Source organism: Wylensekiella montiformis (assembly GCF_009697385.1).
In the GTDB taxonomy this organism is placed as follows: domain Bacteria; phylum Bacillota; class Negativicutes; order Selenomonadales; family Selenomonadaceae; genus Selenomonas_A; species Selenomonas_A montiformis.
In genome coordinates, this window is sequence record NZ_VUNL01000001.1 from 94,069 (window position 1) to 120,362 (window position 26,294).

Annotated in this window: 32 protein-coding genes; 3 read left to right on the plus strand and 29 right to left on the minus strand. The window is 50.0% G+C overall.

Features of this window, described 5'->3' with window-relative positions:
* The 10 genes from FYJ78_RS00500 to FYJ78_RS00545 form a co-directional block, all read right to left on the minus strand.
* Positions 1 to 339: a phosphoribosylformylglycinamidine cyclo-ligase gene (locus FYJ78_RS00500; protein ID WP_328597594.1), complete on the minus strand. Its 339-nt coding sequence runs from the start codon at positions 337 to 339 to the stop codon at positions 1 to 3.
* The gene (locus tag FYJ78_RS00505; protein WP_154619450.1) at positions 323 to 2,995 is read right to left on the minus strand and encodes a coiled-coil domain-containing protein; all 2,673 of its coding nucleotides are present in this window, start codon (positions 2,993 to 2,995) and stop codon (positions 323 to 325) included. Before FYJ78_RS00505 ends, FYJ78_RS00500 begins: the two co-directional genes overlap by 17 nt.
* Positions 2,996 to 3,161: 166 nt before the next feature.
* Positions 3,162 to 3,482, minus strand: a complete 321-nt coding sequence (gene gpG, locus FYJ78_RS00510) for a phage tail assembly chaperone G (RefSeq protein WP_154619451.1) — start codon at positions 3,480 to 3,482, stop codon at positions 3,162 to 3,164.
* A 13-nt stretch (positions 3,483 to 3,495) separates the two neighbouring features.
* Complete coding sequence (locus tag FYJ78_RS00515; RefSeq protein ID WP_149189261.1) at positions 3,496 to 4,086, minus strand: major tail protein; 591 nt, start codon at positions 4,084 to 4,086, stop codon at positions 3,496 to 3,498.
* Complete coding sequence (gene gp17 / locus FYJ78_RS00520; protein WP_154619452.1) at positions 4,086 to 4,451, minus strand: tail completion protein gp17; 366 nt, start codon at positions 4,449 to 4,451, stop codon at positions 4,086 to 4,088. The genes FYJ78_RS00515 and gp17 overlap by 1 nt, the downstream gene beginning before the upstream one ends.
* The gene (locus FYJ78_RS00525) at positions 4,448 to 4,834 is read right to left on the minus strand and encodes an HK97-gp10 family putative phage morphogenesis protein (protein ID WP_154619453.1); all 387 of its coding nucleotides are present in this window, start codon (positions 4,832 to 4,834) and stop codon (positions 4,448 to 4,450) included. Before FYJ78_RS00525 ends, gp17 begins: the two co-directional genes overlap by 4 nt.
* Positions 4,827 to 5,165 (minus strand): phage head closure protein, encoded by a 339-nt coding sequence (locus FYJ78_RS00530; protein ID WP_154619454.1) that lies wholly within the window; start codon positions 5,163 to 5,165, stop codon positions 4,827 to 4,829. Before FYJ78_RS00530 ends, FYJ78_RS00525 begins: the two co-directional genes overlap by 8 nt.
* On the minus strand, positions 5,165 to 5,440 hold the full coding sequence (locus FYJ78_RS00535; protein WP_154619455.1) for a head-tail connector protein: 276 nt from the start codon (positions 5,438 to 5,440) through the stop codon (positions 5,165 to 5,167). The genes FYJ78_RS00530 and FYJ78_RS00535 overlap by 1 nt, the downstream gene beginning before the upstream one ends.
* 62 nt (positions 5,441 to 5,502) lie before the next feature.
* Positions 5,503 to 6,693, minus strand: a complete 1,191-nt coding sequence (locus tag FYJ78_RS00540) for a phage major capsid protein (RefSeq protein ID WP_149189266.1) — start codon at positions 6,691 to 6,693, stop codon at positions 5,503 to 5,505.
* A 15-nt stretch (positions 6,694 to 6,708) separates the two neighbouring features.
* Complete coding sequence (locus FYJ78_RS00545) at positions 6,709 to 7,434, minus strand: head maturation protease, ClpP-related (RefSeq protein ID WP_154619456.1); 726 nt, start codon at positions 7,432 to 7,434, stop codon at positions 6,709 to 6,711.
* Positions 7,435 to 7,536: 102 nt separating this feature from the next.
* Here FYJ78_RS00545 and FYJ78_RS00550 point away from each other — a divergent pair, with 102 nt between their 5' ends.
* Positions 7,537 to 8,079 (plus strand): hypothetical protein, encoded by a 543-nt coding sequence (locus FYJ78_RS00550; RefSeq protein WP_154619457.1) that lies wholly within the window; start codon positions 7,537 to 7,539, stop codon positions 8,077 to 8,079.
* Between the two features lie 2 nt (positions 8,080 to 8,081).
* Here the strand turns inward: FYJ78_RS00550 and FYJ78_RS00555 are convergent, their stop codons facing one another.
* A complete protein-coding gene (locus tag FYJ78_RS00555; protein WP_154619458.1) occupies positions 8,082 to 9,341 on the minus strand; it encodes a phage portal protein in 1,260 nt (419 codons plus the stop codon).
* 178 nt (positions 9,342 to 9,519) lie between these two features.
* On the opposite strand from FYJ78_RS00555, the gene FYJ78_RS00560 reads away from it, so the two are divergent.
* The gene (locus tag FYJ78_RS00560; protein WP_195847814.1) at positions 9,520 to 10,299 is read left to right on the plus strand and encodes a hypothetical protein; all 780 of its coding nucleotides are present in this window, start codon (positions 9,520 to 9,522) and stop codon (positions 10,297 to 10,299) included.
* Positions 10,300 to 10,550: 251 nt separating this feature from the next.
* Here FYJ78_RS00560 and FYJ78_RS00565 read toward each other — a convergent pair whose 3' ends face one another.
* The 10 genes from FYJ78_RS00565 to FYJ78_RS00610 all read right to left on the minus strand — a co-directional run bounded on the left by FYJ78_RS00565 (position 10,551) and on the right by FYJ78_RS00610 (position 19,237).
* Positions 10,551 to 10,877, minus strand: coding sequence for a hypothetical protein (locus tag FYJ78_RS00565; RefSeq protein ID WP_154619460.1), 327 nt, complete (start codon positions 10,875 to 10,877; stop codon positions 10,551 to 10,553).
* 112 nt (positions 10,878 to 10,989) lie between these two features.
* Positions 10,990 to 12,591, minus strand: a complete 1,602-nt coding sequence (locus FYJ78_RS00570) for a terminase large subunit (RefSeq protein ID WP_195847815.1) — start codon at positions 12,589 to 12,591, stop codon at positions 10,990 to 10,992.
* A 99-nt stretch (positions 12,592 to 12,690) separates the two neighbouring features.
* Positions 12,691 to 12,915: a DUF7678 domain-containing protein gene (locus FYJ78_RS00575; protein WP_072305442.1), complete on the minus strand. Its 225-nt coding sequence runs from the start codon at positions 12,913 to 12,915 to the stop codon at positions 12,691 to 12,693.
* Between the two features lie 107 nt (positions 12,916 to 13,022).
* Positions 13,023 to 13,484: a gamma-glutamylcyclotransferase family protein gene (locus FYJ78_RS00580; RefSeq protein ID WP_154619461.1), complete on the minus strand. Its 462-nt coding sequence runs from the start codon at positions 13,482 to 13,484 to the stop codon at positions 13,023 to 13,025.
* 90 nt (positions 13,485 to 13,574) lie between these two features.
* On the minus strand, positions 13,575 to 14,534 hold the full coding sequence (locus FYJ78_RS00585; protein WP_154619462.1) for an amidoligase family protein: 960 nt from the start codon (positions 14,532 to 14,534) through the stop codon (positions 13,575 to 13,577).
* A gap of 114 nt (positions 14,535 to 14,648) precedes the next feature.
* Positions 14,649 to 14,897, minus strand: a complete 249-nt coding sequence (locus FYJ78_RS00590; RefSeq protein WP_154619631.1) for a DUF4314 domain-containing protein — start codon at positions 14,895 to 14,897, stop codon at positions 14,649 to 14,651.
* Between the two features lie 4 nt (positions 14,898 to 14,901).
* Positions 14,902 to 15,618: a hypothetical protein gene (locus tag FYJ78_RS00595; RefSeq protein ID WP_154619463.1), complete on the minus strand. Its 717-nt coding sequence runs from the start codon at positions 15,616 to 15,618 to the stop codon at positions 14,902 to 14,904.
* An 80-nt stretch (positions 15,619 to 15,698) separates the two neighbouring features.
* On the minus strand, positions 15,699 to 17,423 hold the full coding sequence (locus FYJ78_RS00600) for a DNA cytosine methyltransferase (protein ID WP_154619464.1): 1,725 nt from the start codon (positions 17,421 to 17,423) through the stop codon (positions 15,699 to 15,701).
* Positions 17,420 to 17,974, minus strand: coding sequence for an N-acetylmuramoyl-L-alanine amidase family protein (locus tag FYJ78_RS00605; RefSeq protein ID WP_154619465.1), 555 nt, complete (start codon positions 17,972 to 17,974; stop codon positions 17,420 to 17,422). Before FYJ78_RS00605 ends, FYJ78_RS00600 begins: the two co-directional genes overlap by 4 nt.
* A 3-nt stretch (positions 17,975 to 17,977) precedes the next feature.
* Positions 17,978 to 19,237 carry a site-specific DNA-methyltransferase gene (locus FYJ78_RS00610; protein WP_154619466.1) on the minus strand — a complete coding sequence of 420 codons (1,260 nt, stop codon included), beginning with the start codon at positions 19,235 to 19,237 and terminating at the stop codon, positions 17,978 to 17,980.
* A gap of 226 nt (positions 19,238 to 19,463) precedes the next feature.
* Between FYJ78_RS00610 and FYJ78_RS00615 the strand changes: the two genes are divergently transcribed.
* On the plus strand, positions 19,464 to 19,916 hold the full coding sequence (locus FYJ78_RS00615; protein WP_154619467.1) for a hypothetical protein: 453 nt from the start codon (positions 19,464 to 19,466) through the stop codon (positions 19,914 to 19,916).
* Positions 19,917 to 19,919: 3 nt separating this feature from the next.
* On the opposite strand, the gene FYJ78_RS00620 is transcribed toward FYJ78_RS00615, so the two are convergent.
* The 8 genes from FYJ78_RS00620 to FYJ78_RS00655 form a co-directional block, all read right to left on the minus strand.
* The gene (locus FYJ78_RS00620; RefSeq protein ID WP_456242915.1) at positions 19,920 to 20,462 is read right to left on the minus strand and encodes a P27 family phage terminase small subunit; all 543 of its coding nucleotides are present in this window, start codon (positions 20,460 to 20,462) and stop codon (positions 19,920 to 19,922) included.
* Positions 20,463 to 20,696: 234 nt separating this feature from the next.
* The gene (locus tag FYJ78_RS00625) at positions 20,697 to 21,053 is read right to left on the minus strand and encodes an HNH endonuclease (RefSeq protein ID WP_154619633.1); all 357 of its coding nucleotides are present in this window, start codon (positions 21,051 to 21,053) and stop codon (positions 20,697 to 20,699) included.
* A 110-nt stretch (positions 21,054 to 21,163) separates the two neighbouring features.
* A complete protein-coding gene (locus FYJ78_RS00630; RefSeq protein WP_154619468.1) occupies positions 21,164 to 21,601 on the minus strand; it encodes a hypothetical protein in 438 nt (145 codons plus the stop codon).
* The gene (locus FYJ78_RS00635) at positions 21,598 to 22,947 is read right to left on the minus strand and encodes a DEAD/DEAH box helicase (protein ID WP_154619634.1); all 1,350 of its coding nucleotides are present in this window, start codon (positions 22,945 to 22,947) and stop codon (positions 21,598 to 21,600) included. The genes FYJ78_RS00630 and FYJ78_RS00635 overlap by 4 nt, the downstream gene beginning before the upstream one ends.
* Positions 22,947 to 23,183: a hypothetical protein gene (locus FYJ78_RS00640; protein ID WP_195847816.1), complete on the minus strand. Its 237-nt coding sequence runs from the start codon at positions 23,181 to 23,183 to the stop codon at positions 22,947 to 22,949. Before FYJ78_RS00640 ends, FYJ78_RS00635 begins: the two co-directional genes overlap by 1 nt.
* A gap of 32 nt (positions 23,184 to 23,215) precedes the next feature.
* The gene (locus FYJ78_RS00645; protein WP_154619470.1) at positions 23,216 to 23,494 is read right to left on the minus strand and encodes a VRR-NUC domain-containing protein; all 279 of its coding nucleotides are present in this window, start codon (positions 23,492 to 23,494) and stop codon (positions 23,216 to 23,218) included.
* Positions 23,495 to 23,651: 157 nt separating this feature from the next.
* Positions 23,652 to 25,883 (minus strand): phage/plasmid primase, P4 family, encoded by a 2,232-nt coding sequence (locus tag FYJ78_RS00650; protein ID WP_154619471.1) that lies wholly within the window; start codon positions 25,881 to 25,883, stop codon positions 23,652 to 23,654.
* A complete protein-coding gene (locus FYJ78_RS00655; RefSeq protein ID WP_154619472.1) occupies positions 25,880 to 26,293 on the minus strand; it encodes a DUF7768 domain-containing protein in 414 nt (137 codons plus the stop codon). The genes FYJ78_RS00650 and FYJ78_RS00655 overlap by 4 nt, the downstream gene beginning before the upstream one ends.
* Between the last annotated feature and the right edge of the window lies 1 nt (position 26,294).

A 26,294-nucleotide genomic window follows, 5' to 3' on the forward strand; every position in this document is an offset into this window, starting at 1 on the left:
TTAAACCCTCCAAAATTCCAGATTCACTTTATAGCAGCGTGGGAAGTGGCTGACATAGCTGTAGCCCTTCACCACCACACGCAGCTTCGTATGGATAATGCCTGCCTCATCCTTGACACTTACGAGGGTGCGGTCATTCCATAACTTCTTTATTGCCTGCCAGTCTGATAGCATAAAGTCTGCCGTACAGCTGTACTTGTCACCGCTCTCCAGATGACCAAAGTCCTGCACCACCGTGCCACCGAGGACTTCCATTGTCTGTTGGCGATCATCCGGCAGGACTTTCCAGCCCTCCACAGATAACGAGCGATGTCCGTCAATCTCAATATGCAAGTTCACCACTCCCCAATGCCTGCTCCACAGCAGGCGTTATTCTATCTGCCACCTGATCAGCAAGACGGCTCATGCTTTCGCTGTCCTGAGTTACAGCAGTGTCGATGTTCACCGAGACATTTACAGTTGGTGCATGGTTGATGGTTTGATTTCCTTCCCCCATGGTTTGGGGCTGATTGAACCGTTCCATTGCCCCTGCCATATTGTCGCTGATGGCACCTGCCAGCCGGTCCGCACTTTCAGCGGTTATGCTGATACCATCAAGCATTGCCAGTTGTTCTGGTGTTCCCTGAAAGCTGGCGCGAATTTGTGCCAGAGTGTCTGCCATATCCTGCCGTCCTACATCCTGCTCCCAGTGAGGATTGACAGCAAACTGTGGCAGAAGATTATCTGCTGCTTCTTTTCTTGCCGCCTGAAATTTTTCCAGTTCTGCCGGTGTAAAACGTAAATCTTCTGCGGTCAGCCCGGCTTCTTCACGAAGTTTCTTTAACAGCCCAATCTTGCCACCCTGCCGGAATGCCTCAAGTTCTTCTTTCTGTGAGCGCAAGGTTTCCAGAGCGGCATCCCGTTTGGCATCGGCCTTGGCTTTTTCTGCCCACTGAGTTGCCTTGACCTCATCTACGCCTTTTTGTTGCCAGGCCTTTTTCTCCCGCTCGATTTCATCCAGCCTGTTGCGGAGACTGTCCTGCCAGATGGAATCTATACGGGAAGCCACTTCATTTTCAAACTGCTGACGAACTTTTGCCTTGCTGGCTGCAGCCCACTGAGTTGCACTGACCTCGTCCAAGCCCTTCTTCCGATAGGCTTCGGCTTCACGGTCTATATTGGCCAGCTGATTGGCTAAATCCGAGCGATAGATTTCCTGCGTCTTATCTACGACATTGTGCTGAAAGTCTTCATAAATCTGAGCCTGTTTGGCGACTTTGTATTCGTCAATGAGCGTTTGACTTGCTCCTGCCTGCTGAAACTTCTCTATTTCCTTGTTGATACCCGCCAGTGATTTTTCCAGGTCGCTACGGCTAAGATTTGCCATGGCATCCTTCAGTTCAGCATTAGCCTGACTCATTTTCTCTGCCGCAAGTGCAGCCTGTCTTGAGGCGCGGGCATTTTCCCTTTTGGCTTCACTGTTCTTGCGGATGGCTTCTTCGGCTTCACGGGCAGCTTTCTTTTCTTCCTTGAGAGCTTCATCCTCGGCTTGCCATTCCTTGAACTTGTCGGTGTGCGTGGCAAGTTCATAGGTACCCAGCGCACCCACACCTGCGCCAATGCCGGCACCAACCGGTCCGCCGACCATAAAACCCACGCCAGCCCCCAGCAATGCTCCCTGTACCGTTGTGCCTACACCGCCATGACGAGCATAGGTTCCAACATTGCTGAGTGCCTCCTGCGTGGTTTTGGCATTGATGCCGATGGACTCTAAGGCGTCTGCCACGCCCCCCAACAAATCCATGGAAGTCTTGGCAAACTCACCGACTGTAACCGCCAGTTCCTTGATATCGTCCTTGTTGGTACGGATGGAATCAATAAGCCCCTTGAAGCCTTCAATGATATCCGGCATCAATTCTTCAGCTACTGGAAGCAGGGCTGCACCGAAGGCGGTTTTCAGCTGACCTGTCTCCATCTCCATTTCCTTCCACTTAAGGTAGGTCTTATGTGCCTGTTCTGGGTCTAAAAGTCCCGTGGTCTTGATATGGGAGGAGATTTCCATCAGTTCGGTGTACTGCTCAAGGACAGGAACAAGCCCTGCTCCTCTTGCGCCCAGCACTTCGGCCACATAGGCTTCTTCTTCGCCAGCATCTGCCGCCGTACGATAGCCCCTGGCAAGTTCCCCCAGCTGATCGCTCATAGACTTCAAAGCACCACTGCCATCCGTCAGCGATACGCCAAATCTGGTCAATGCCTGCGTAGTCGAGTTGCCATTCTCACCTGCCGAGAGTATCTGTTTGTCCAGCCTTGCCATTAGTGGCGTGATGGATTGGACATTCACCCCCACCATAGCAAATACACGGTTCAGCTTTGCCGCTTCGGCACTTGATGTATGCAGTCTTTGGGTGAGTTTATAGAGACTTTCGCCACTTTCCATGGCACTTTGGGTAATATTGAACAGCCCAGCTCCCGTAGTAGCAATGGCAAGTACTGCTGCCATCTTGGCACTGAGCAGATTAAAACCGCTGGAAAGACTACCCAGCCCTGCCTTGGCCTGCCCAATACTGGCTGACATCCGCTGACCAAATGTAGTGGCATTACCTCCTGCTGCCTTAATCTGTATATTCAACCTGCGCATTTCAGCTTCCATCTGGGCGATGGCTTTCTGCTGTTTCAGGAGATTGGTTTCGGCCTGCCGGGTAAGACCGCTATCCTCGCCACTGGTCTTGTGAGCATCTTTTACCACAGTTGCAAGGATTTGTTCCTTCTGTCGCTGAATGTCCAACTGCTGATTGATAGCCTGGTACTTGATTTTCAGTTGGTCGAGTTCCTTGCCGGCTCCTTCCAGCTTGGTGAGGTCGATGTCCGTTTTCAATGTGAGCTGTTTGCTCTCACTGTTAAGCCGTGCCATGGTCTGGCTGACCGTTCTTCCTGCCGTGTCGAAATCCAGCTGCAGACGGGCAATGTCCAAGCCCAGTGAAATATACAGTTCGTCTATTTTCTGCCCCTTGGCCATTACATCACATCCTCAATAAATTTCTGACACCCCTTATCTCTGACCAAAGCGGTCACCAGCAATTGGTCGAGCAGTATACCTGCATCCGTTTCATCCACCTCTTGTACTGTCCAGCCGTAAGCTGACTGCAATCGCTCGTAGTATCTTAAAAGTGTCTGGTACGGAGTCAGCTTGATGTCACCGGCTCCGTTTCCCCGTTTGGGATTTTCACCAACTTCGAGAAGGTCAGCGACTGCAGCCACAGGAAGATTTCACGCACCAACGGCACAATGTCTGCAACTTCCATATTCTCATCTATAGATTCTTTGGTGATTACCTTTTGACCGAAGGCCAGCACAATGAGGTCAACATTGCGGTCGAGGTATTCCTCCAAAGCCATATCCTGCTTGTCCTCATCGAAGAAGGCCAAGAATTCACGCCAGACCTTCATCTTGGGTGAGTTAGGTGTATAAGTTTTGCCATCTATGACAATCTTAGGTTTATCCATCTCTCAGCCCTCCTCAGACACTTGCATACCAGTCAGCTGCCTCCGTAAAACCAGACTCCTCATCGGCCTTGGTATAGGAGAGTCCGTCCGACAGACGGTAGATGGCCTTGGCGGTGATAGTCGGCGTTGCGTAAGCAATATTTTCTTCCTTGGTGCTGCCAGTTTCCGAAGGCTCAGTGAATTGTACCTTGTAAAATTTGGTATAGCGTTTTTTTCCGTTGCGCTTGTCCGACTGAAACATGACGGCGAAGAAAGGAGCCACATCGTCTTTGCCAGCAACCATTACACCATTTTCCATCTTGTGACCGAAGAGATAAGCAATGTACTCCAACGGCAGAGCTGCCGTATCGAAGGTCAAATCGTAAGAGGCCGTTCCCGTCACGCTGTCAATACTCTGTCCATCGGCATACAGTTCTGCCTGACTGGTCTTGGGCTTGATATCCACCTTGCGAAGAATACGCCCTAAGTTTATAGGCGTTTCATAAGTAGCCGTGCCATTTGGTTCATCCGTCAGCATTTTTGCAATATGCAGTTTCTGTACGTTGATGAACTGCCCACTCATAAGGTTGCTGGCAAGAGTTGCCGTATTCTTTGGTTCTGCCATTAGCTTTCCACTCCAATCCTATAGTCGATTACGTTTACAAAAAAATTGCGCTCAGCCAGCTCCAACGACTGGGCGCGAACAAAACCGAGGGAACGCATGACAGCATTCACCCGGTCGGTGATGCTGTCCGCTACGCCATCTTTGGTCAGCACATGAATGCGCACCGTCACCCGACGTTCCAGTTCTTCCCCATCTGCCGAGATAGCAGGGACATCCGAAATAACCGAGTAAACCAATATGGGATAACTCCCGGCATCCGGACTGCGACCATGATAGATACATCTGCCACGACAGTCTCGATGAAGCTGACTGGTTAAGCGCCTGTCTGCCATAAGGCCACGATATACCGTTTCCGCAATACTCATTTAGACCTCCTCACTGCTGCCTTGACCGCTTCCACGATTCTATCCTTCACCGCATCACGCTGGGCATCCATAGCTGGATACATAAAAGGCTTGTTGATGCGCGGGCTGAACTCTACCAGTCTGCCATATTTCAGCCCGTCCTGCGTTTCGGCATCGGCAGTGATTTTATACTCCGCACCGCCTTTCTTCTTAACAGCCCGGATGGAATCCCGAAGTGCCCCCGGTACTACGCGATGGTCACTGCCCTTATAAACAGGACAGCGGTTCTTGGCTTCCTGCACCACCATCTCTGCACCTTCGGCGAGAGCTTTCTTGCCTGCCTCCAATACCCCTTCGCCCATTTCTTCCAAAAGCTTCTGCGTATTGACCCAGCCTTTACTCATCTTCCACCAGCTCCCTGCATTCCAGAATAAGCCACTGATGCTTGCCGTCCTTGCCATATGGCGGAGCCGTCTGCTGGAGCGTCTTACCTTGCCAGCGGATAATATCCGTCACCTTGATGTCTGTTCGATAGCGAATTGCTATGCGGTAGTCCACCTCTTTGACTTCTTCAGCGTAGCCATCGGAGATTTTGGCGGCATAAGGCAGAACTTTTGCCCAGACCGTTGCCACTTCTGTCCTGTCATGCTCCACCAGATTGCCCTCTGCATCCTGCTCGGTAACAGGACGCAGAATCGTTATCCGCTGCTTAAGTTCGTTCAGAGATACATACATCAGAAGCCCTCCCGGCGAATCCCCATCAGCAGGGAACGGAGTGTTATGGTAAGTTTTTTATGGTCAGCATCATCCCGGTGTTCATAAAGATAGCCGACCGTATAGAGCACTGCCGTCTTGGCTATAGCTCCGCAGGCTTTGAATTCGTCCTCATCAAGCCTTGCCACATCCATGCATAAACGCTCTGCCGCCCGCAGGAGTTTGCGGACGATTTTATCTTCGGCATCCGTGTCAATACGGAGATATTCTTTTACTTTGGGCAAGGAAACAATCATAAGCCATCACTCCCATAAAAACAGGGAGACACCATCAAGGCATCTCCCTAAAACAATCCATATCAGCCCTTGCCAGCAGCACCTTTGATTTTCAGCATCTGCACGGCCTCCGGCAGTACCAACTTGCCGTCCACACGTTCCTTCATAACAAAGGCAATCATGCCGTTTCCGGCAAACAGTTCACGCAGTTCCTGAATGGAACGGGAGCCACGGTCACCGATGTTGTAGTAGCTGTAATCACCGAACACCAGCGCCGTCTTCCCCGCCTCTGCCGTAGGCATAAAAGGTGTAGTGTGAATCGGATAGCCCAACAGACGGTCAGGCTCGCCCATCTGATAGGAGGGCTGCCACATATATGCCTGGTTGGCATCCTTCAGCTTACGGATTGCCGCCAAGGTCTGGTCATTGACGATAAAAGCTGCACTCTTGCGGTACGGACGCTTGAGCTTGTAGACCAGTTCGATAAGGTCATCCGCCGTGATGGATGCACCGCTGGTGGTGACACCGGTCTGCGCCGTGGTCAAAAGACCAGTGGGCTTGTGGTTGCCATCACCATTGAGGAAGGCATCCTCCTCGGCATTGGCGATAGCCTTGCCGAACTGCTGAATGATGTAACTCTCCAGATTAAAGGCGCTATCGTACAGAAGTTCCTCCGTAACTTTGATCGCCACATGAAGCTTGTAGGCATCCATGATAATCTGGTCGAAGGTGGCATCTCCAAAGCTGAGAGCACCGCCTTCCTCAATCCACGATGCGGCAGGCTTAGTGGCGGCGATGTTGATTTTGCGCTCACCGCTGGTAGTGATTTTCGTACCGAGGTTACGCATAATGCACTCCTCGTTCAGCACATCAATCAAGCGGCTGTCGTATTCCTCCGGAACTAAATAACCGCCATCGGTATCAACACCTTCCTGCAGGACGTTGGATACGTTGCGGAAGTTGCTGCGGATGGCGGCGATCATAGCCTTGCGGTATTCATCTGTTGCCCTGCCCGTTTTCTCCAGCACCTTGGCGACAGGCTTGTTGACAATCGGCTCGGAAGTAGGCTTGGCAAGTTCTGCATCAATCGCCATCTGACGTTCCATGCGCTCGATGTCCTTGCCGAGAGCCACCACATCTGCCTCCATCTTGTCATAGGCGGCAGCATCTTCGGCAGAAAGCTTGCCGTCCTTATCCGTGTGACTGTCCAGAAAAGCCTTGGCACCTTCCCACAGCTGTGCCCGTTTCTTGCGAAGTTCCATAACATTTGCCATAAATAATTCCTCCAATCAGTGAATAAGTAAGTTAAGACGGCTCCTGAGAGCGTCTGCAGATACACGGTTGTCCGGCACAGTTGCCTTGACGAATTTCAGCGACTGCGCCTTGATTTTATCGATGAGGGAGTTTGTTACTGCCCGCTGGGAAAACAGCATGGCTTCAACACCCTCAGACTGCTTTTCCTCATCCTCGTTGGCGAACAGAATCTTGTCTGCAAAGCCTAGCTCCACGGCCTTCTTGGCGTTCATCCAGCTTTCCGCATCCATAAGGTCGGACAGGCTTTGACGGGGCTGACCAGTCTTCAGTTCGTAGGCATTGAGGATGGATTCCTTCACCTCGTCCAACATCTGGATTGCCGCCTGCATTTCCTTGGTGTTGCCAATGACTGCCGTACTGGGATTGTGAATCATCAGCATGCCCACAGGGGACATCTCCACGGTGGTTCCGGCCATGGCAATCACGGATGCCGCCGATGCCGCCAGACCGTCAATACGGACGGTGACACTGCCTTTGTAGTCCATAAGCATGTTGTAGATTTGCGCCGCCGCGAACACATCACCACCTGGGCTGTTAATCCAGACTGTGATATTGCCCTCGCCCTTCATTAGCTCATCTCGGAAGATGGCTGGCGTAACTTCATCGCCAAACCATGAATTTTCGGCAATCTGCCCGTTAAGCACAAGGGTGCGTTCCCCTGTATCAGAGTCACGCACCCAGTTCCAAAATTTACGTTTCATTTTTAAAGCCTCCTCCTGCATTTTTGCAGGACATTTTATTATTAACCTAGAATTTATCCCCCGATTCCAAATCGTCTATATATACGAAGGAGGAGAATACCTATGCGAAAAATGCTAAAAGCATGGCTCTTTACCATGCTTCTGCTACTCCCATGTATGTTAGCCAGTGCCGGAAGTTTGTACCCCGATACACTCGACAACGGCAATTATGTCTGTGTCGATGGTGGTATGGGCGTTGGCACTTATGCTGACAGGTCATCCGTTGTTGTTCAAAACTATAACCCTCCCAACTATCAAATTGCCATAAATATCATTCGGGTTCAATTTTCCGATGATTACTGGAGCAAGCATGAAACCTATGTAGGTGGCCCATATAAGGTCATTGGCAACTTCACTGCCTACTTCCGCTATAATTGGGATCGGAAATCTGTGGCATATCTCCGCCAAAATGGCTGGATGGATTGGAACATTCATCATGATTACAGCCATGCTGAAGGTAACCCCTTCGTTCCTCATGCTGCTGAAGTTGCTTTTGTGTCCGCTTATAAAATGCGATTCTTCAATGACACCATGGGTTATAGCCCGGTATTAAAAGAATATCGTCGTGTCATCGATGAAAGCTTTTATTGGACTTTGGGCATATAATTTTAAGGCGCCGATTTATTCTCGGTGCCTTTTTTATTTCCAAACAGTCCTGCATCACAGAGCTTACATAGATTGCCGTTAATCAAGTAGAGATTGCCACCTTCCTCTTCCGGGATAGGATTCATATTCTCCATCTCGCGGATATCGTTGGCTGAGAGCCAACCATTCTGTCTGCCCACCGCATAGCCAGCCATACGACTTTGATAGTCACCACGAAGCAAACCATCCACATTGAACTTGATGAAATACCTTTTCTGCTCAGTAGAATTGAGCAGAGCTTTCTGCAAGGACTGTTCCCAGCGCACTACCCACGGATTCAGCGTGTATTTTACGAACTCCAAAGACTGCTGCTCAATGTTATTGAAGGAACTTTTTTCAAGGTCGCCAATCATATGCGGTGGCACACGGTAGAGCCGCGCTATCTCGTCAATCTGGAACTTGCGAGTTTCGAGGAACTGCGCCTCTTCCGGCGGGATGGAAATCTGCTGATAGTCCACGCCCTCCTCCAACACTACTACCTTACCCGTATTGGCTGTACCGCCATAGACGGCTTGCCAGCTTTCGCGCAACTTTGATGGATTTTTGAGAACTCCGGGATGCTTCAACACACCCCCTGGTCTTGCACCATTGGCGAAGAAGGACGAGCCGTACTCCTCACAGGCCAAGGTCATACCCACAGCGTTACGCGCCATGGCAATAGGCGAATAGCCAACAAGTCCATCAAAGCCCAGCCCCGGAATATGCAGGACATCCTGCCGCCGCAATTTAATCTGACTGCCACCTTTGATTTTAGGATTACTGTCGCTCATGGACATGTAGGTGTAGACAATCTCACCATGCTCATCCCGGTCAACGCTCATGCGGTCAGGCAGTAGCGGATACAGCCCCACCACTCGTCCCATGCCATCTCGGATTATCTGCGAGTAGGAATTTCCCCACAAAAGCAGGTGAATCATGGCCGTCTCACGAAATATAAAAGAAGTCATTTCAGGATTGGGCGAATCATGGAGCAGGAAGTACAACGGATGCTGTGGCACACGTTCCTTTCCCTGCCCTTTGTATTCATAGACATGAAGTGGCAGGCTGGCGATGGATTCAGCCAAAATGCGGACACAAGCATAAACTGCCGTGGTCTGCATAGCTGTGAATTCGTTGACATTCTTGCCGCTGGCGGACTTCCCAAAAACAAAAGGCCAGCCGCTCCAATGATACATGTTGGTGGGCTTGTCCCTTGAACGGAAAAGTTTTGTGAAGAAATTCATAGGTATCACGCTCCTTATAAAACACATGGAGGAAATATGGAAATAAAGACAATTGACTTTGATTTTACGGTTTATAAAACTGCTGATGCGGTTGCTCCTGGATGAGTATGAGGAAATTCTACGAATATGAATATGGAATTTATAGCGTGAGGAAAGCAAGATGGAGGCCATTGAACAAATGACAAAATATGAAATTATATCAACAGTTATTTCAACAACTGCACTTGCATTGTCAATACTAATCCCTCTATTACAGTGGATATGGAGAAAATGGATAATAACTGAAAAAGTAAAGTATTATTCGACAAGTCAAGCTAATCTTTTTTTCAATCAAAGTGGGGCTTATATGCGAATATATGGTATAGTTGAATCCGAAAGAAAATCAACAACTATAAAAAAATTAAAAATAATAGTCACGCGTAAACGAGATGATCAAAAATTAAATCTTACATGGTCATACCTTATATCCCCTGTTAGTCAAAACATGTTAGGAAACTATATTCAAACATTAGAAGTAGCACATCCATTTCGTGTTGAAGCGGATAGTATTGCTTGTGCATTCGTAGAATATAGTGATTTCTCTGATTCATCTGGCATAAAAATTCGGAGCCTATGTGCAAATCTAGCGAGTGAAATACAAGAAATCACCCCAGATTCAAATTATGATCAAGCAATAAAACGATTTTCTAACTCCTCTAACTATCTAGGTGCTAAAAGTCAAATAGCAAACGACTTTTTTTGGGAAGCCGGGAAATATGCAGTTGATATTGTTGTGGAATATGGAAAACGAGGTACAAAATCATTTCCTTACGAATTTTCTATATCAGAAAAGGATTATTTTGATTTACAAAAAAATATTGATGAAATATTGATAGCTCAATTAAAATCACATTACGGAATAAGACCTAATTTTCATTCTCCTATGATAGAAATTTCTGAGAGAAAAATAGACATCTAATAACTTAATCTCCCCACACCTAAAAACAATGTAATTTCATGAAAGTTGTATAGTTAGGAGTCGGTTGAAAATTTCTATATCTAAGATATACCATTTTCTAATAGCCATATTAGTTTTGTATGGAATTTGAGTGAAAAACGCACTTCAATGACTCAGTCAATCACTCCATCAATCGTCTCCTTGGATTTGTCTTTGTCAACATTTTGATAAAGCACCGCCCTTTCGAGCGGTGCCCCATGTTCGTTTTCGGCTTAGAAGGTTTCGATGTAGGAAAGGTTCATCTTCTCAATGTCGGCTACCATCTTGGTGCCCCTTGCAATCTCCTCGGCGGTTTTCTGAAGTTCCTCCGCCCCCCTGCGATCGCCCATCCGGCAAATGCACCCGGTGACCTTGAGGTTTATCGCCACCCTGTGGTCTTCCCATCTGGTGTTGTCGTAATCGGTTTCCTTAAACAGTTCAATGCGGATGTTGCTTTCGCTGGTCTGTTCGCTCGCCCAGGCCGGCCCCATGTCCCTCATTTTGAATCCGTACTCGTTGCCCTTGCTCTCGATAATCTCGGCGATTTCCTGTTTGGTCATTTTGTTTTCCTCCTTTTCGGTCGTCTATGTTTTCCCTTTCGGTATGTGTATATTCGCTCTTTATGGAGAAAATAGCAAGTCATAATTCGCATTTATCTGTGTATACAATCGCCTAAAAAACTATCAATCCACGGCTGTCATACACGCTTTCCCCAGCATCATTTCCGCAACGAATAGCACGGTCAAGAGCCATGATGAGGGCAATCGCCCCGTCAATCTTCTCCGTGCTTTTTGCTTTGTCTGCCTTGATGTTTCCGGCAGGGTCGGTACGGATGAAGATGTTGTCCATGTTCCACCGCAGGACGGGATGCCCACCGTGGGCGATTTTCTGCTCCAAGACCAGCTTCATCAATTCCTTGGTGGGAGGACTCATGCTGGCGAAACCTTGACCGAAGGGGACAACGGTGAAACCCATTCCTTCGAGGTTCTGCACCATCTGCACCGCTCCCCAGCGGTCGAAAGCAATCTCCCGGATATTGAACCGCTCGCCAAGCCGCTCGATGAATTTTTCAATGTAACCATAATGCACCACATTGCCTTCGGTAGTTTCCAGCTTGCCCTGCCGCTGCCAGACATCATAGGGAACATGGTCACGGCGCACACGCAAATCCACATTGTCCTCGGGAATCCAAAAATACGGCAGCACTGCATATTTATCGCTCTCGTCCATTGGCGGGAACACCAGCACAAAAGCCGTTATGTCTGTGGTACTGGAAAGGTCTAGACCACCATAGCAGACACGTCCTTCCAGTTCATCTTCCGAAACCTGAAAAGCGCAGGCATCCCATTTATGCATCGGCATCCAGCGGATGGACTGCTTTACCCATTGGTTAAGGCGCAACTGCCGGAAGGAGTTCTCCTCGCCCGGATTCTGCTTGGCTGAATCACAGGCAGCTTGCACCTTGTCTATGCCAACGGTAATGCCCAGGGAGGGATTGGCTTTTTTCCAAACCGCTGGACTTGTCCAGTCTTCATCCTCTCTGGCTCCATAAATAACCGGGTAGAAGGTATGGTCAATTTTGCGACCTTCAAGAATATCCACGGCCTTCTGATGCGTTTCATAGCAGATGGACTGCGTATCCGTTCCCGCCGTAGTGATCAGAAAATACAGCGGCTGCATTCGGGCATCGCCGGAACCTTTGGTCATGACATCGAAAAGTTTTCTGTTGGGCTGGGTATGCAGTTCATCAAATACCACACCGTGTATATTGAAGCCGTGCTTAGAGTAAGCCTCCGCCGACAGCACTTGGTAGAAACTGTTGGTGGGTTGGAAAACCATCCGTTTCTGAGAGGCAAGGATTTTCACCCGCTTGTTAAGTGCTGGGCACATCCGCACCATGTCAGCAGCCACATCGAAAACGATGCCCGCCTGTTGGCGGTCAGCCGCGCAACCATAAACTTCTGCCCGTTCCTCCCCATCACCACAACAAAGCAAAAGCGCCACAGCCGCCGCCAGTTCGCTCTTGCCTTGCTTCTTGGGGATTTCCACGTAGGCTGTATTGAACTGGCGATAGCCGTTTTTCTTGAGAATACCAAAAAGGTCACGAATGATTCGTTCCTGCCAGTCAATCAGCTCAAATGGCTTTCCCGCCCATGTCCCCTTGGTGTGGCATAAGCTCTCAATGAAGGCCACGGCAAAGTCCGCAGCCCCCTTGTCGTAATGGGAATCCTCTGCCATAAATTCAGTCGGCTTGTAGCCAGTAAGTTTTCGCAATCAATCACCCCCAACAAAAAAGAGCCGCCATCAGCGACTCTCAAAATCTATTTTACACGAGGAACAGCCCCGAAGGGCTGTCCCCGGCTGTTGCCAATCTCAGTTGAACTTTTCCATCAGAATTGCGTAGGCTTGGTAGCCAAGTTCCGTATCCGGTTCCATGTCCCATCCCCGTTCGTAGTGAAGGATTGTTTTGCCATTCGCCCGGCATTCCAGCTTGGAAATTCTGCCGCCGTCAATTCCGAATTCTGAACCTTCCTCGTAGTGCTTTACCCAATACTGAACCTTGGTGCCTTCAATCTCAATTTCGCCTTTGCTCCACATGGTTGCATCCTCCTTCGCTTGTCTGGTTGTTCCCTTTCGGTATGTGTATGTTCGCTCTAAACGAGGTTTATATCAAGCGATTTTCGGATAACTCTTGTGTATACATTTCAGTCCGTAGGCCAGCTGTATTCGTAGGCATCGCCGAGGATATTCTCGTCAAAGCCGAATTTCAGATAAGCCCTGTCCAGCGTTTCAAGGTAGTGGCTGGATGGAATCCCCAGCTTGCGGTTCTCATGCATGATGTAAACCATCCCTTGGGTAATCCCACAGCGAATGCCATGCTCATCCGTTTTCACAACCTTAATGGTCTTTTTGTAGTAGAAAGTCGGAAAGCCCTCGTAGTGATCGAGGCTGTTCTCATCATCCTCCGTAATCTGCCACAGGAGCACCGGCACTTTCTGTCCCTTTTCCTTCTCGATGGTGGCGTAGGCTCCGGTCTTGCTCCCCTTGAACATCAGCCGCCATCCTTCAATGATTCCTGTTCCTAAGAGCTTGGCCGTTGGGCATCTGAACGCCATCTGGCCTAAATCCATGTTACTGCCGTAGGCAATGTAAATCCTGTTTTTCATTTTCTTTGCCTTCCTTTCTGCCTCCGAAGGAACATCCCTTCTACCACCCAAAGCCCGCCGTGTGGCGGGTCAGTGGGCTTTGTGGGGCTTTTAAGCCGAAGGGGTATTCCTGCCGAAGCGGAAAGCGGCATCGCCTTCAAGGTTCCTTGTGAGGATTTCCCTTGCGGTTGCGAATTCCTCACCAATGAATCCAAGGCGCATCAGCCAAGTCCGCATCGCAAATTTGGGGTTCTCCCGCTGTGGTTCTTTGGGGCTTGCGGTCTTTACCTCCTTTGCCATTTCGGAAAGGGCAAGGCAAAGCTGAATGTAGCTTTTAAGTTCGCCTGCGTGAATGCCGCCCTTTTTATCTGCCGTGGGGTTGGCAAATTGGAAAAGCCGAAACTCGATGGTTCCCTTGGTGAATGTGGCGTGAAGGTTTAGGCAATGATACCGGCTTTCGTTGTAGTGCTGATATCTGCCGTAGCTTGCGCCGTTTCCTTCGTACCAAATGTCTGCCAAGGCCTGCATGGTTTGTGGCTTTTTCTTGTTGAGCCGGTCGAGGAAGTTCCGGCTGACCGTCCGGCAATAGCGTCCAAGGCGGTTTTGGTCAAGCCTCATGGCGGCAATCAGCAGGCTTTCGTGGCTTGCCATGATGTTGGCAAGATTCCGCAAGGTTTGTGCCGTATGGTCGGCTTTGCCGATGTGAATGTGTACTCCGCACATGTGGCGGGGATTGCTTTTTGCTCCGGCGTGGCGAAGGTTGCGAAGAAGTTCCTGCAAGGTGGCGATGTCTTCGTAGTGCAGGATGGGCGTTACCAATTCGGTCTGTTCGTTGCCGGATTCAGCATCGATGCTGACATCCCTTTGGAATTTCCATTCTCTGCCCTGTCCGTCCCATGCGCTCCAAGTGTAGTAACCGTTGCGGTCTGCCGTGTACTCGTAGCGTCCGGTGCCGAAGTAGTCGGCGGCAACCTTGGATGCCTTTTGGCGGCTGATGCTGTACATCTCAACCTCCACCCCAATGGTCTGTTTCTTCATGTTCTCAATCTGCTTGGCGGTATTCGCATTCATTTTGAAATCCCCTTTCTTCCTTGTGGTCTGCTGTGTTTTTCCTTACTGTATATATCACTCTAGTGAGAGAGATTATCCAGTTAATAAGTGTGTATACACAGCGCACATGGGGGATTATTTTCCATTGTCTTCCGGTCGATGTTTCAGCAGATAGAATTTGTCGAACGAGGGGATAAGGGACAGGGATGAGCCGTTGTCCCAACGGACCAAAATTGAGCCTGCATCATCCACGCCCCTTATCTCCCCAACGGTTCCTTCCGGCGGAGCCTGCGGTTCATCGTGCATTTCCACCAGCATCACAATGCGCCCCGGAGGGTAGATGGAGCGCAGCCGCTCCACCTCCTCTCTGCTCGGGAATCCCATCCTGTTACCCTTGCTCATGTTCAGCAACCTCCTTCTTTTTGCCGGACTTGAAGCTGGCGTTGCCCGAAAGGTTCGCCATAAGGATTTTCCTCGTTTCCTTATACTCGGCTCCAATCAGCCCAAGCCGCAGGAGGAAACAGCGGAAGGCGTATTTCTCGTTGTCCACCGCTTTGGCTTTTGCAGTCACCCGTTTCTGCGTTTTTGCCATCTCGCAGAGCTTGCTGATGAAGTCCTGCGTTGCCTTTGCCTTCTCCGGCGTTACTTCTCCCTTCAGCCAAGTAAACGTAATGTCGCTTTCCGTGAGTGTGTAAGTCGCTTCTTCGATGCCAAATGCCTTCTTGATAAGACTGCCCTTGCTCTCCAGCAGGTGGTCAAGATTTTCCAAGGTAGCATCCGTGAATGAATCCCTCGGCAAGCTAACGGAAAGGTTGTCTTCTGCAGGCTCCTGCTCCTCAATCGATTGCTTTTCCTCCGGCAAATCTTCATGGGCTTCGCAAGGAAAGCCTGCCTGTTCCAAGGCTTCAAGAACATCCTCTACCATCTTGCTGTCCGTGCGGTCGGCAAAAATCAAGGTGCCATCTTTGGTTATCTCGAAGTCTCCTACCTGGTAGGAAAAACTTGGTGCTCCAAGATACTTGATTTCCCAGCCTTCCAAAGCCTCGCTGACTACCTTCACCATTTCCTTGCGGCGGTTACCGCTGACGTTGTACTTTACTTCCATTTTCAAAACCTCCTTTTCTCCAGGTAGTCACATATTCCCGTAAAGCGTAGGAAATAGCAAGTTATTTATGTCTTGTTTGGTCATTTTTCCTTAGCGAAGTGGGCAATGCCCATCATTACATAGTAGACACAGGGAAGTGCTACTCCATTGCCCCACATCTTGTACTCGGCACTATCCGTATGGGGATTTGCCAGCCATTTGCGGATTTGGTTATCGGTCTTTGACTTCTTGGTGGTTCCCATCACCTTGCGGTGGGTTTCAAAGACCTCACGCCAGAACTGCATTTCTTCCGCTGTGGGATTTTCCGTACCAAGGTCACTGCACCACCAATCCGGGAAGCCTTGGAGCCGACAACATTCCAAAGGTGTAAGCCTACGAACGATGAAACCTTTCTGTACAGCTCCGGGTCCTCTGGCCGTCATGGGTGGTTGCAGTTCTTCATCAAAGGATGGTGCGAATTTGGCATTGGCTCCGGCATTGAAAGCATCCCTGCCAATCCCGCAGCATACTGCCGTTGGGTCTTTGTAGTCCCTGGACATCAGCGTGGGAGATTTTTCTTTTTCCACCTGCGTGTAACAGCCTGTGGTCATGGCATAGGCTTCATCCTGCTGAACGATAGCCAGGCCGCCCTGATTGGCATCCGGAGTATTGCCGGATGTATCTATGCAGCGGGAGATGTTGGTTTCGTAAATGTTGTGGCGAGCGTTCTTCGTTCCCTCAGAAGTCAGTCGTATATCTACGGTACTGACCACAGCGTTGAAATTATCTTTATCCGGCATCCGCTGCTGTCCTGCAGCATTGCTGGCGGTAATTGTTCCTGCTACCTCACTGCCATCCCAGAACTTTGTAACGAGTGGTTGATTGTTGCCACCTGTGCCATAGGTGCTGGCTACCGTTGGGGCAACCTCCAGCGGCCCCGTGTATCTGGAATCCATGCTATGGTTTTCATAAACTTGTGCCTGTTGAGTAGTTATGGTGGCAGGAACCACTCCAGCCCGAAGTGTCGGTGACTTCTCCTCCTCGTAGCCAATGCTGCGGCTCTTGGCTGAATGCTCCGTACAAAATCCTGCGCTTACGCATTGGCCTGCCGCTCCAAGGCCAGGCGCAAGTTTTCCGGCAAAGCCTTGCCACGAGCTAAAGCACGATGCAGAATTCCCGAGCAAGCTTTCGGTGTCAAATAATATTTTGGATGCACAACCGCCTGCAAAATCTGCGACAAGGTAGATCCTGCGCCGCCTTTGTGGAACTCCCCAACCTTGCGCGTCCATAACACGGTACGCAATGCTCCATCCATCTCCCATGAGAATGTCGGCATAAGGCCAGCCAGTTTTTTCAGGCATAGGCACCGGGGGAGCCTGTGGTTCTTTGATGCGGACGATTTCCGTGAGGACACTTTGGAAGTCCCTCCCTCCGCTGCTGGAGAAGGCCCCGGTGACGTTCTCCCACACAATGAATCTTGGATATCTGCCATTTGTAGCATCCCTCATTTCTTTGATTACACGCACCGCCTCATAGAAAAGGCAGGACTGCTTTCCGTCCAGTCCTGCCCTCTTGCCGGCAATGCTCATATCGGTGCAAGGGGAGCCAAAGGTGATGATGTCCACCGGCTCGACCTTGCTGCCGTGTATCTGATTGATGTCTCCGTAATGCTTGACCATAGGCAGCCGTTTGGTTGTCACCCTAATCGGAAAAGGCTCCACTTCACTTGCCCATCTCGGTTCAATGCCAGCAAGGATTGCTCCCAACGGGAAACCTCCGCTGCCATCAAAGAGACTGCCCAATGTAAGTTTTTTCTGTTCTGTCATTGATTCAATGTCTCCTGCTCAAAATCCGTGATGCCCCTGGCAATAGCACGGGCGAACTCGTTCTGCTTTGTACGGAGCAGAACTTCATCTTCGGCATTATCGATGAAAGCCGTCTCTACCAGCACCGCTACGGCATCCGTATTCGAGAGTACATACAGACCGTTTTTGCCCGGTACTGCCCCCTTTACGCCACGGTCTGCTGTGCCCAACGCATCCACAATCTGACGCTGAATGCACTCAGCAAGCTGTTTACCGTATTTGCTGGTATGGTAATGCCAAACCTCCGTCCCACAGGCTACGCCGTTAAAGGCATTGCAATGAATTGATACAAACACATCTGCGTCAATGTTGTTCGAGGCACAGACCACCTCATACAAATCATCCGACTGCAAATTGCCGGATACAGAAACGCCGGCCTTGGTGAGATGCTTCTCTACAAGGTCGGCGATATTCTTGGCCACATCACATTCTCTAAGTCCCGTTCCACTATTGACGGCACCGGGGTCAGGGCAGCCACAAGGGGCATGCCCAGGATTCAGAAATACACGCATAAGTCAGTCCTCCTTCGGTTTGGGAACATCGGCATAGGGAATCTTCTCCCCATCCCGTTCCACATACACATCTGCAAAACTTCCATCATGGGCAGCGGCATAACGCTGCACCGCAACATCCACAAACTTCGGCTCAAGTTCCACACCGTAACAGATACGCCCCAACTGGTCGCAGGCTATAAGCGTTGAAGCCGAGCCAAGGAAGCCATCCAGCACCAGCCCATTTGTCTGGGTGCATTGCTTGATGAGATAAGCAATCAAGGGAACCGGCTTGCTGGACGGATGACCGCAGCCATCTTCCTTCGAGTTTTTGATGCGGTCGAATTCAAATACTGTGGTCTGCTTCTGATTGCCATACCAGGTGTGTTTGCCGTCCTTGCGCCAGCCCCAGATAATCGGCTCATGGATGTACTTCCAGTCGGTGCGCGTAAGCACTAGCCGGTTCTTCTTCCAAACCAACCCTGCCCCAACTTTAAAGCCCGCATCTTCATAAGCGTCATGGAAGATGCGGGCTTTTGCCGTAGCGTAGAAAACATATATCGAGGCATCTTTTGCCATGGCTTCATGGAAACAGCCGAAGGCTTTGGTCAGGAATTCGTATGCCTCCTTGTCGGAGAGGTCATCGTTCTTGATTTTGCCGGAGGTGCTTTCAAGATTCACCATGTATGGCGGGTCGGTGCATACCAGATTTACCTGTTCATCACCGAGCAGACGCTGGTAGGTTTCCGGCAAGGTAGAATCACCACAGATAACCCGATGCCTGCCTAAATACCACACATCTCCTGGCTTGGAGATACACGGCTTTTCCAGTTCCTCGTCCACATCGAAATCATCCTGTTTGGCATCGTCATTGGTTTCAAAAAGGTCAGCCAGTTCCTTTTCATCAAAGCCTGTCAGCCCTAAGTCAAAGTCCATGCCCTGCAAAGCTTCAATCTCGACACGGAGCATATCTTCATCCCATCCGGCATCCATGGCATAGCGGTTGTCGGCGAGGATGTAAGCCTTCTTTTGTGCTTCTGTGAGATAGTCCACAAACACACATGGCACTTCAGCAATATGCTCTTCCTTTGCTGCCATCAGCCTGCCATGTCCGGCTATGACATTGAACTCCCTGTCGATGATGACCGGATTCACAAAGCCGAACTCCCGCAGTGATGAGCGTAGCTTGGTTATCTGCTCTTTGCTGTGCGTCCGGGCATTATTCACATAAGGCACTAACTTGTCGATAGGAATAAGCTGCATATCTGTAGTCGTTTTTCCCAATAAGTACACCTCCCATAATTAATCTGCGTCAAGCAGGATTTATATACTTTTCAGTCGAACCATATTCTCATGAGGTTTTGATGGATTCCCCCTTATGGTATGCGCTGTGTAATTAGCCATAAGGGCGGTAAGAGGGCGTAGTTTCCAGCACAGCGGAGCGATTGAAAATCCGGAGTCATAACCGGTCGCCCTACCAAATCCAAGATTTTAAACGAGGCTTATAGTTATGTTAGAAAAACCCCATTGTGGTTGGAGTAGATTAACCCTTGGTGATAATAGTTGGCGTCTAAGCTATGTTAATTGTGACCTCCCGATAGAATGGCTTCTTTCTGTTACCAGAGGATTAAGCGGAAATGAGGATTTCTATCTTTGGAATGATAAAGAAGGCTCTGATTTACACTGTAATATTCATGATGATTATTGCCAAATATATGATACTCTTGAAGAAAAAGAATATATTATTCCTGTTTCAAAAATCCAATTTTGCAAATGGCTTTTGATGGATATAGACAATTATTTTGGAGAATGGCTATCATGGGATGATAACAGTAGCTGGAATCCTGATATGCCTAGATTTAAAAGCCAAGAAGAAAAGGATAAATACTACAATGAACGAAGAGAAATATTAACTTTTCTTAGGAACAGGCTTGCGGAATTACTCAATGAGCTAGAGTCTTAATTGCTACTTTCCCATTCTAGTACGGAGCAGACGCTCCATCACGTCATCCTGCGGATTCGCTCCGCTATAGCCTCCCGCGCAGTTTTCCTTGACCACCTGATAAATCTGGTACCACAGTTGGTTGGCCTGTTTCATGTACTGCAAGCTGATGTTCACATAGGGCGATACGATAGCTGCCCCAGTCGTTGGATGCTTGGCTAGGAATCCGTAATTGGAGATAGCGTCCTGACATTGAATCCAGCGGGACACGGTCATGGCGTAATGCTCGATAAGCTCCGGGCTGACCAGTTCAGCACAGCCCTTTTCATTCAGCCAGTTCCATGTCTTTTCGTAAATCTCCACAGCGTAATTTTCCTGCCCGTTCTTCTGGGGTGCTTTGAGGTACTCCTTGGGAGCGGGCATTTCCATGCCTTTAAGATTGGCCGTTGGCAGCACCGCCACCTTGGCAGTCTTGCCTTCGTTGATTTTATCGGCGAGAGCTTTCTTCTTACGCCCGGCACCTGCTCTGGCACCGCCGCGATTTGTTCCGTCTTTGGCCATTCTCATCACTCCCTTCCCTCGTTTGATTTCTTGATTTTTTCAAACGTTTTTCAAACAAAATCGGTGTTTTTCAAAGATATATGGGGTTCCATAACTTTCAGTTATCCCCGTCCGCACAAGGGATAAGCCTCACGGGTACCCCCCTGCCTATTCCCCTGTTTGAAAAACGATTTTTTCGCGTGAGGGCAAGTGCCGGACGGACATTCGTCCTCACGTAGAGATTCATCCCGCCCCTGCCCCTCAGTAAATCCTGCGACTCCGCTTGTGAATCTTCTCATGACAGCTGATGCACAGGCTTTGCAGGTTGCTCTCATCATGGGTGCCGCCATCTGCCAAGGGCAAAATATGATGAACCAGCTGTGCTGCTTTGTACTTGCCGTGGCTCTGGCACAACTCACATAAGGGATGGCGGCTGATGTACCTGTTCCGAATCCTTCGCCACCGCTCATCGTAGCGTTTGTGATGGTCATAGCCACGAGTAAATTTCTCGTAGTGCTGTTCCATCATCTTGCGATGGTCTTCGCAGTAGCCGCTCTTATGGTCAGTCAGTTTTGGACAGCCGCTGTATCGGCATGGTCGCTTTGGTTTCATTGGCATGGGCTTCACCTCGATTCCGGGCACTAAAAAACCTCCTCGGGGATTGCTCCCGTTGGAGGTTTTCATCTTTTTATTTCATGTTACCATTTTAGCACTTTGAGGTAGGAATTCTAGTGAATTTTTGTGCACTCTTTATTTTTTCCCAAGATTTTTTCTACAGCGGCGAGTCCCTTAGAATGCAGGATGTGTACCCAACGGGAGCTGTAATGCATCTCTGCCGCAATCTCCTCCCATGACTTGAAGCTGAGATACCGGTGTTCCAAAAGCATCAGGCAGTTGGTATCCTGCACCTTGCTGAGTGTCTTCATGACATCCCGCTTCAAATCCACCAGATGGTCAATGTCATCGTTGATTTCATTCTCCAAGGCAATGATGTTGTCGATGGTATCTGCCATCCGCTGAACATTTCTCGTGCCGCTGACAGGCTCCGTTCCCAAGGTTGATGTGGCCTTTGTCGCCATGTCCTTAAGTGATGCCAGCTGATTCAGTTTGCTGTTTATCCGCTGGTCAGCCCAGTATGCCTGCTTCAGATATTCCTTTGCTGTCATTTCTGATTTCCTCCCATGTTCGCTTTTACTGCATCAATCAAGGCTGTCTGCGTCTTGTCCTTACGCTCCAGCGCCTTCATGACATCCTCATCAATCGTGCCTTCGGTGATGATGTGGATGATGCTGACGGTGTCTTTCTGCCCTTGGCGGTAGAGCCGGGCGTTGGTCTGCTGGTAGAGTTCCAAACTCCATGTCAGACTGAACCAAATGAGAATGGAACCGCCTGCCTGCAGGTTCAGTCCGTGCCCTGCCGAGGCTGGGTGGATAAGTGCCACAGGAATCTTCCCTGCGTTCCAGTCGGCGATGTCCTGACTGGTCTTTATCTCCCTGACCTTCAGACGTTCCTTGATGCGTTCGGCTTCATGCTTGAACCAGTAAGCCACCAGCACAGGCCTGCCGTTAGCACTCTCCACCAAGTCCTCTAAGGCATCCAGCTTTTTGGCATGGATATCATGAGCCGTCCCCTCGCCATCGTAGACAGCACCGCCAGCCATCTGCAGGAGCTTATTGGACAGAGCCGCTGCACTCACGGCATCAATCTCGGTGTCGCCCACGGACACCACCAAGTCCTTTTTAAGACTGTCGTAGGCGCGGCGCTCCTTTGCCGTCATGGCTACAGTCTTGGTGCTCACCACCAGCGGTGGCAGCTTGAGATAATCTGCCGACTTCATGGAGATGGTCACATCGCTTATCCGCCGATAGATTTCTTCCTCTGCCCCAACCTTGGGCTTGTAAGAAAAGACTATCTGCTGATTGCGCCTGTCCGGCAGGAAGAACTCATCGCGGTAGTGACCAATGAACCTGCCCAGCCGCTTGCCCATGTCCAGCAGGCGAAACTCTGCCCACAAGTCCATAAGCCCATTGGAACTTGGTGTTCCCGTCAGCCCCACAATTCTTTTCACCATAGGACGTACCCGCATAAGTGCCTTGAACCTCCGAGCCTGTCTGGACTTGAAGGAACTCAGCTCGTCAATGACCACCATGTCAAAGTCAAAGGTGTTGTGGCTCACCAGCCAGTCCACATTTTCTCTGTTGATGATGGTGATCTCGGCCTTCTGCCGAAGGGCAGCTATCCGCTTGGCGGTACTGCCCACAGCCACGGCATAGGTCAGATTGGACAGGTGACTCCACTTCTGTATTTCTGTCGGCCATGTGTCTCTTGCTACCCGAAGGGGGGCAATAATCAGCACCCTGCTGACCTCAAAACTATCATGCAAGAGTTCTTCAATCGCGGTCAGGGTGATTACCGTCTTGCCAAGACCGCAGTCAAGAAAAATGGCTGCGACCGGATTCTTCACAATGAAGTCAGTGGCAAAGTCCTGATACTGATGCGGTGAATAGTCCATCATGCCATCTCCTTCTTGTAAAGCGGCCAGCCGATGCCGTTCACCTTCTTGATGCTGTCCCAATGGACACATTCCCTTGCCACCTTCAGCTTTACCAGCACATAACGGGGATAGACCTTCAACACCGTGCCAACGGCAGGAATAGCAGAACTGCTGCTCCTGCCCAGTCTGATTGCGCTATCGCAGGCTCCGTAGCTGTTGAAATCAATCTTGTCACCGGGCTTAATGCCAGCCATCATTTTGTCTACATGGCTAAGTTCCATTTTGCTCACTCTCCAATCGCATCCAGCACAGAGCCAATCTGCTCTACGCCATCAATTACAAATACCTTAAAACCCATTTTTCTCATCTGCTGTATGCGGCGTACCTGTATCGGTCTGGGCTTTTTCCCAGGAGCCTTGAGTTCCACAAAGCCCATCTTGCCATCAGGCAGCATCACGATGCGGTCAGGAACTCCAATGCAACCCGGGCTGACAAACTTCAATGCCACACCTCTGCGCCGTACCGTTTCCACCACGAGTTTGCGTTCGATATCTCTTTCTTTCATAATGTCCTCCAAGCCACGTCATTGTATAATTTCTGGCCTAAGGGTGCAGGTCGATGAAGGTCGATACATAAACTTCTCTATATGGCTTTTTTATGCTAAAATTTCGCCCTAAAGGGGGTTTTATATACGACTTGCACCGACCTGCACCCTAATGCTCTTAGGCCAGGAATTCTCTGCCTTCCAGAAGCATCAGACCTTCTACTACCATTCCTTTCTTTGTCTTGCGTTTGATGAATCCACGCAGTTCTAACGCAGAATAAAAGTCTGTGGTGCTACGCACATACTCCCCAGTGCTAACGGCATAGGCCCGATATGCGTTATAGAGCTCACCAGACTTTTCCTTGTAACTCTTATCCACCAAGCAACAGTCATCAAGGAAATGTCCCAGCCAGTCATTATTGTCACGATAGGCATCTATGGCTCTCTCCACACAGGACGGCTTTGAGAGGTGGAATCCACTCTGAATGACCTTCTGCGCCCCTTCAACTACCCAGGCAAGCACCGCAGGCCCAGCCTCCTCAAAGAGGTAATCCGAATAGTTCTTGATGTCGCTATTCCCTTCAATGACAGCGTCAAAAGGAATTACCAACAGCCGCCGCCAAGTACCTGGGTCATTGGCACCTACCCTCGGCAGATGGTTAGTGTAGAGCACCAGGGTATGGCTCGGCGTAAAATGGAACGGGTCTTTGTACTTCTTCTCAGCCTGGACGGCATCCGTGGAACAAAGCTGCTTGATGAGTGATGTGTTGAGCCGCATACCCTCGTCAAGCTCTGCCGCAATCAGCATACGTTTCCCCTTGGCCTCGGCCAGTTCAGGCTTCACGTTACGCTTGCAGCCAACGGTCAAAGTGTCCGCTGAGATATTGCCACTGTACGTTCCCAGCACTCTGGCGATAGTGTTCCAGAATGTGGATTTGCCATTGCGACCATCACCATAGGCAATGATGAGAGACTCCACATACACCTTGCCCACTGCTGCCAGCCCAACAATCTGCTGCACGTAATCCATTAGTTCGATGTCACCACAGAAGAATGTTCCAAGGGCATCCTGCCAAATCTTCGCCCCCTGCTCCCCTGGTGCGACAGAAGTAACCTTGGTAGCATAGTCAGAAGGCGAATGTTCCTTTCTGCCAAACAGCCCCAGCCGCAGGTCGTATGCTCCATTCGGTGTATTCAGCAGAAAAGCGTCATGGTCAAGGTCATCCACCTTGATTTCCAGCATAGGTTTTGCCGCCTGCAGGGCAGACAGTACATACTTCATGTCCCGGCGTTTCTGTACAAAGGCAAGGTAACTCATAGCCGACTGATAACGGGCATATGCCTTCATCTGTGCTTCCGTGATTTCCTTTTCCAGCGTCCTGCCGCCCTTGGTCAGTTTTTCCTGTGCCACGCCCAAGTCTGTAAGTTCCTTGACTGCCGCCTTAACTTCATCCTGAGCATCAGCCAGTTGCAAATCCAGGAATTCCTCCATGGCACCAATGGCCTGTGCCCTTGATTCATTCCAGGTAACGCCGTCATAGCGAAGATAATCTGTGGCGGGCGTGTACTTGAGTTCATCTCGGTATTCCCTGGCCAGTACCTTGGCCTGTCCGATGTCGCTGTAATCAGCAGGTTTCAAAGAAACATGTTCATACTGCTCCGGCGGCACATATCCCGGCTGTTCCTGAACCCTCCTGGCAAAGCCCTCTGCACTATGCCAAATCTTGTCCAGTTCCTCATCGGACAGAGGCGGCTCACACTTGGCGGCTTTCTCAAGAAAAATCTCATGAGCCCGTTCCGTTGCTCCATAGCGTTTCACCAGTTTTCCGGCAAAATGGGAAAGGGTGCTGTTGCGCTGTCCCTGCGGTATGCTGCCCTCTGTCTGGCAGGCCAGCACCAGCTGCTCAATCGACTGTTCCCCTTCGTGCCAGACTACCTTTTCACAGGGATGTCCATAAATGAACCGCGCCGCATCAAGAGCGTTGCCATCAAAAAAGGGAAACCTTGCCTGAATGGCACGTTTCAGCCCGGCATATTCCCCTGCCTCCTCTATAGGTTCATGAGGAAAATACACATGGAACCTGGGGCGTGGTGACTTGCCGTCCTTTACTTCCCCATCATGCCGGCTGGGAGCCAGTACATAACTCACATCCGGCAACAACTCTGCCAGCTTTTCCGGCGTTATCCATTCAGCAGAAACATCTGAATGGTCATTATCGCAATCCATCACCAGCACATCCGCGCTCTGGAAATTTCCCACGCTGCGCCTCCCCCCTTGGAATGCAGCACAAACATGGTCAACCGCCACTGCTGACTGGAATTCTGCCATACTGCTAATCCGGCATTCATGCGGATAGCACACATTCTTCTCATTGCCACGGCAGTCAGCCGTATGTAACGTAAACCTCATACTCTTGTTACCTCCTTCAAATCACGGGTGAAATACCGCACCCGCTTGCCCTCATCTGCTGCCATCTCGATTTCCATGGACATCCCCTCGGTAATCTCGCCAAAGGCCCAGACTTCATCACATCTGCGCAGAAGCAGGCAGTCCATCTTCATTGCTAGTCCCCGCTCTGTTGCCTCAGTGACAAACTGTGGAAAGAGCAGATGCGGTGCTATCGGCACACGCTTCTTGCTCACCACAAACCGGCAGTAATTCCTTGCTCTCAGTACATTCACCCGCTCATTGCCGCGATAGGCAGAGCAGACATACACCACCGGCCATGCATTTTTCCGTTCTTCTGCCTCGACCTTTGCCAAAGCGAACTGGGCGGTGCGGTCTACATACCCCTCTGAATTAAAGCGTTCAATACACATA